This window comes from Cupriavidus sp. 01L46, assembly GCF_056399905.1.
This window is the reverse complement of record NZ_JBFTSF010000385.1, coordinates 1-5,187: the sequence shown is the minus strand read 5'-3', so window position 1 is coordinate 5,187 and position 5,187 is coordinate 1. Positions and strand designations below refer to the sequence as shown.

Annotated in this window: 4 protein-coding genes; 2 read left to right on the top strand and 2 right to left on the bottom strand. The window is 68.4% G+C overall.

Annotated elements, in window-relative coordinates:
* Positions 1 to 58: 58 nt before the first annotated feature.
* Both AC1DS3_RS34900 and AC1DS3_RS34895 read right to left on the bottom strand, forming a co-directional pair.
* Positions 59 to 1,684, bottom strand: coding sequence for a rhodanese-like domain-containing protein (locus AC1DS3_RS34900; RefSeq protein ID WP_477128978.1), 1,626 nt, complete (start codon positions 1,682 to 1,684; stop codon positions 59 to 61).
* Positions 1,685 to 1,733: 49 nt separating this feature from the next.
* Positions 1,734 to 2,357, bottom strand: coding sequence for a cysteine dioxygenase family protein (locus AC1DS3_RS34895; protein ID WP_441638708.1), 624 nt, complete (start codon positions 2,355 to 2,357; stop codon positions 1,734 to 1,736).
* Positions 2,358 to 2,468: 111 nt separating this feature from the next.
* Between AC1DS3_RS34895 and AC1DS3_RS34890 the strand changes: the two genes are divergently transcribed.
* Positions 2,469 to 2,627 carry a hypothetical protein gene (locus AC1DS3_RS34890; protein WP_441638710.1) on the top strand — a complete coding sequence of 53 codons (159 nt, stop codon included), beginning with the start codon at positions 2,469 to 2,471 and terminating at the stop codon, positions 2,625 to 2,627.
* A 105-nt stretch (positions 2,628 to 2,732) separates the two neighbouring features.
* Positions 2,733 to 5,027: a rhodanese-like domain-containing protein gene (locus AC1DS3_RS34885; RefSeq protein WP_477128977.1), complete on the top strand. Its 2,295-nt coding sequence runs from the start codon at positions 2,733 to 2,735 to the stop codon at positions 5,025 to 5,027.
* Positions 5,028 to 5,187 lie beyond the last annotated feature (160 nt).

Sequence of the window (5,187 nt, the reverse complement as noted above, 5' to 3'; positions counted from 1 at the left end):
TTTTATGTTATTGCATAAAATATATCAAATTAATATGTCATAACATGAGCTTGTGCGATCAGGCCGCCTTGCTCTGGTCTGCCGCTTGCCCTGCGGACGCCAGAATGCGGAAGCGCCCCAGCTCATCCGGCGCGCACTGGGCAATCAACCCGGTTTCCCAGGCGAGGTAGGCGCGCGCGGCGTCCTTGTTGCCCTCGTGCCGGTCGTGCACGAAAAACAGGTAATCGATACGTGCTTCGGGCGGCAGCCCCACCGGCTCGGCCGCTTCGGGCAGCCCCGCGGCCTGCCAGGTGCGGTAGCCCTCCGCCAGCCGGTACACATGGCGGTAGCCGGCGGCCAGCAGATCCCGCCCGGCTAGGTTGGCGACGTGCGGCTCGCTTGCGATCAGGATGACCGGCTGGTCATGGGTGGCGCCGAGGCGGTCCAGCGTGGCGGGCAGGCGCGGGCGGATCGACCAGGCCGCGCCTTCGGCATGGCCGCGGGCATATTCAGCGCTGTCTCGCAGGTCGATGCGCAGCGCGTCGGGCGCCTCCGCGTGCAGCGCGCGCAGCAGGTTGGCGTCGAGCACCGGCAGGGCGTGGGCGGGCAGGGTGCGCGGCGGCGCGCTCGCCTTGATGGCGGCGTTGACGCCGTGCGCGAGCACGGCGCTCTCATAGCCCAGCTGGTAAAGCCAGCTGGCCACCACAGGTGCGCGCACGCCGTCGTCGTCGAACACGATCACGCGGCTGCCGCGCACGCCGATGTATTGGTCGGTGGCCTGCACCAGCTGGCCGCCGGGCGCGTGCCGCGCGCCGTCGATCGAGCCTTGCGCGAATTCCTCGGCGGTGCGGATGTCCAGCAGGTAGGTGGTGCGGCTGTTGTCGTCCAGCCACTGCTGCGCCTGCGTGGCCGACAGCGCGGGCAAGCCGGCACGCTGCAGCAGCCGGGCCGAGCGAGCGCGCGCCTCGGCCAGCTCGCTGGCCGGCGGGGCCGCCGGGTAGCGGCGCTGGCTGCCGTGCTCAAGCACGTGGCCGGCCAGGTACCAGCCCTGCGTGCCGTTTTCCAGCGCCAGCACGGGATTGGGCAGGCCAAGGTTGCGCAGCGTCTGCGCGCCGATGATGCTGCGCGTGCGCCCGGCGCAGTGCACCACCACGGTGGTCTGCGCATCCGGCAGCAGTGTCGCCAGGCGCAGGGCCAGCTCGCCGTTGGGCAGGCTGTGCGCGCCGGGGATGGTCATCTTCTGGTGCTCGGCAAAGGTGCGGCCATCCACCAGCACCAGCGGCTCGCCGCTGTCGCGGCGCGCCACCAGCTCAGCAGCGCTCAGGCGCGGCGTGTGCTGCTGGTGTTCGACCAGTTCGCCAAACGTCTTCGATGGCACGTTGACGCCCTTGAACAAGGTGTAGCCGGCCGCGGCCCACGCCGCTGCGCCCCCCGCCAGCAGCGTGAGATTGCTGTAGCCCAGGCCAGCCAGCCGTTGTGCCGCCAGCCCGGCCACGCCGTCGCCGTCGTCGAACAGCACAATGCGCTCGGCCAGGCGCGGCGCCAGGCGGGCAACATCCAGCTCCAGCCGGCTGTAGGGCAGGGGCACGGCGAAGAAGGGATGGCCCTCGCCATATTGGCCGTGCTCGCGCACGTCGAACAGCGCCAGGGGCTGGCCGTCGTTAAGCCAGYCGCGCAAGGTGACGGCGTCGATGGATTGGGTCATGGCGTGCTCCGCGTGAACAAGGGATGGGGCTGTCGTCTTGGCCGCAATGTCAGGCCGCTGCTTTCTCGCTGCGGTTCAACTGGGTAGCGTTGTAGTTGACGATGCGCCCGGTCTCCAGCTCCACGCCGATGCGCCCCGTCAGCGTTTCGAGTGGGCGGCCGTAGAGGTGGAAGTGCAGCGTGGGGGCGTCGCCCACCACGTGAATGCTATGGATGTCCTGCGGCAGGAAGCTGATCGGCGTGCCCGGGCGCACCACCAGTTCGCGCTCCAGTTCGATGTTGGCCCGCTCGGGGTTGCTGCCGTCGTCGGTGCGGCGGTAGACGCGGTTGAGCTCATCGCCTTGCACGGCCACGATGACGGCCCACGTGTCATGGTTGTGCGGGATGGTCTTCTTGCCCGGCACGATCGAATTGAGATAGAGCGCCGGCAACTGGCCTTCCCCGCTCAGGCGGTAGCGGGTAGAGGTGGTGGTGCCGTCGCTGGGCGGCGGGAAATCGGCAAAGCCGAACAGGTCCTTCTGGTCGGCCAGCTTCTGCAGCGCGGCGGTGACCTGCCCGAGCGTGGCGCGATCCACCTCGCGCTGTGCCGTCAGTGCGCTGACTTCGGCGAGGGTGGCGGCAATGGCCGCACTGCGCTGGTTTTGCTGATTGGTCTGATTGGTCTGGGTCGTCATGGGGGGAGATCCTGTAATGAATACGATGCCGTGGCAGGTGGCGGCCATGCTCCACTCTACGGAGTGCGCGACCCGGGAAGAACTAACAATATCGCCGATGCATATTCGGTTTTGATCTGGTGCAAGGCCTTCCTGGCGCGCACGGTAAATGGCCACAACCCCGGCGCGGGCCATGTCCGCATCGCCCTGGTGGCCGCCGCCGAGGAGTGCGCGCAGGGCGTGGAGTGGCTGGTGGCCTTTGCCCGCGCGCGGCAACCCGCGGCGGCATGATGTCCACGCCAGGCACGGCATAACGATCTGCGATCTGATTCGTTAGCGCCAGGCGCAAGTTCTTTTAGGCTTCAACGTGCCCAGCATTTTCAAGAGCTTCTTGCCATGACCATTACCGACTTGTCCCAGACCTTGGCCGATACTGACGCAAAGGCCGACCCAAACGCCGACGCCACGGCCGTTGCCGGCCACGTGAGCAGCGCCCGCGCCGCGGCGGTCGCCGCCTTCATCGCCCGTGCTCGTGAGATTGCCGGCAGCCACGCTGCCGACAAGACGCCGCTGGCCGCGATCGCCGACGAACTGGTGGCGCTGGCCAGCCAGGCGCATCTGTTCCCGCCGGCGCATTTCCCCGTGGATGCGGCCAGGCCCGCCGCGATTTACCGGCTGGCGGAAGACCCGGACGGCCGCTTTGCCTTGTTCGCCTCGGCCGGCCTGCCGGGCAAGGCGCAGCCGCCGCACGACCACACCACCTGGGCGGTGATTGCCGGCGTGCGCGGCGTGGAGCGCAATGTGATCTTTCATCGCAGCCAGGGCAGCAAGCCCGGGCTCGATACGCTGGAACCGCTACGCCAGCTCGATGTACAGGCAGGCAATGCCATCACGCTATCGCCCACCGATGTGCATACCATCGAATTGATCGGCGATACGCCTGGCTTGCACCTGCACTTCTACGGCCTCACGTTGTCCCGCCTGAGCGAGCGTGTGAAGTTCGACCCCGCGCCCGAGGGTGGCACGCAATACAGCTACCGCACCTTTGCCGCGCCTGCGCTGATCCGCCATCCGCTGGTGAGCCCGGCCGCGCTCAAGCGCGCCATCGCCGAGGGAGAGGAGCTCGCCGTGCTCGACGCGCGGGAAGAGGGCGCTTTCTCGCGTGAGCACCTGTTGTTCGCCGTGCCCGCGCCGCTGGGCCGGCTCGAGACCACGATCGACCGGCTGGTGCCGCGCCGCACCACGCGCATCGTGGTGACGGATCTGGTCGAGGATATCGCCCACGCAGTCGCGGCCAAGCTGCTGCGCTTTGGCTATACCAACGTATCCGTGCTCGAAGGCGGCACGCGTGCCTGGCAGGCCGCCGGCTATGAGATCTTCAGCGGCACCAACGTGCCCAGCAAAGCCTTCGGCGAAGTGATCGAGCACGAGCTGCAGACGCCGTGGATCACCGCCGAGGCGCTCAAGCTGCACCAGACGCGTGGCGACAACGTGGTGGTGGTGGACAGCCGCCCCTTCACGGAATTCCAGAACATGAGCATCCMCGGCGCGGTGGACTGCCCGGGAGCCGAGCTGGTCTACCGCATTGGCGAGATCGCGCCCGATCCCGAGACGCTGGTGGTGGTCAATTGCGCCGGCCGCACGCGCAGCATCGTGGGCGCGCAGACGCTGATCAACGCTGGCATTCCCAATCGCGTGGTGTCGCTCAAGGACGGCACCATGGCATGGCTGCTGGCCGGCTACCAGCTCGACCACGGCCAGACCCGTTTCGCGCCACAGCCCGGCGAAGCCGCCCAGGCCGCGGCGCGTGAACGGGCCACCCGCGTGGCGCAGCGCGCCGGCGTGCAACATATCGATGCGGCGCAGCTAGCTGCCTTCGCGCAGCAGGTGGATGACCGCACGCTGTACCGCTTCGATGTCCGCTCGCCCGAGGAATACGCCGCAGGCCACCTGCCGGGCTGGCGCAGCGCCCCCGGCGGCCAGCTGGTGCAGGCCACTGACGCCTACGCCGGCACCCGCCGCGCCCGCATCGTGCTGGCCGACTGGGACGGCGTGCGCGCACAGGTCACGGCAGCCTGGCTGGCCCAGTTCAGCGGCCACGAGGTCTACCTGTTCCGTCCGGCACCGCTGGCACCGCGCGAATCCGGCCCCGAGCCCGTGCGCGTGCTGCGCGCCTCCGAGGCCGAAGCACCATGGATCGAAGCCGCATCGCTGTCCACGCTGCAAGCGCGGGGCGGGGTAACGGTGGTGGACGTGGATAGCAGCCTGGCATTCCGACGCGGCCACCTACCCGGCGCATGGTTCGCCACGCCAGAGAAGGTCGCGCTGGTGCTGGAGCATGCCAGTGCCGACGACATCATCGTGGTGACGTCTTCCGACGGCGTGCTGGCGCAAGCGGTGGCAGCGGAGTTGCGCCGCACCAGCCAGCGCGACGTCCGCGCGCTGCTGGGCGGCAACGCACGCTGGCAAGCGCTTGGCCTGCCAACGGAATCCGGCGAGGCCGGCACGGCCGCCGCAGCGCGAGTCCTGACCGGCGACGAAGACGCCTGGTACAGCGCCTACGCTTACGAGGATGAAAACCGCCGGAAGTCCGAGATGCACGCCTACCTGAACTGGGAAATCGGCCTGGTGGATCAACTCGAACGAGACGGTGATTTGCCGGTGCGGCTGGTGGACTACAGGCAGCAGTAGGCGCAAAGGCATCGCTTCGGCCAGCGCCCACCCTCTCCCCCGGCCCCTCCTACAAGTGGGAGAGGGGAGCCAACCAGCGGCAAGATCAACCGTTCAACTGATCAGCCGATCAACCCGTTGTGGTAGCCGTGTGAAGCGCCCGAAGGGCGGGCCACACCCC

What these genes read in the sequence shown, in the direction of transcription:
- AC1DS3_RS34895 (WP_441638708.1), bottom strand. Translation starts at nt 2,357, where the DNA reads ATGACGACCCAGACCAATCAGACCAATCAGCAAAACCAGCGCAGTGCG.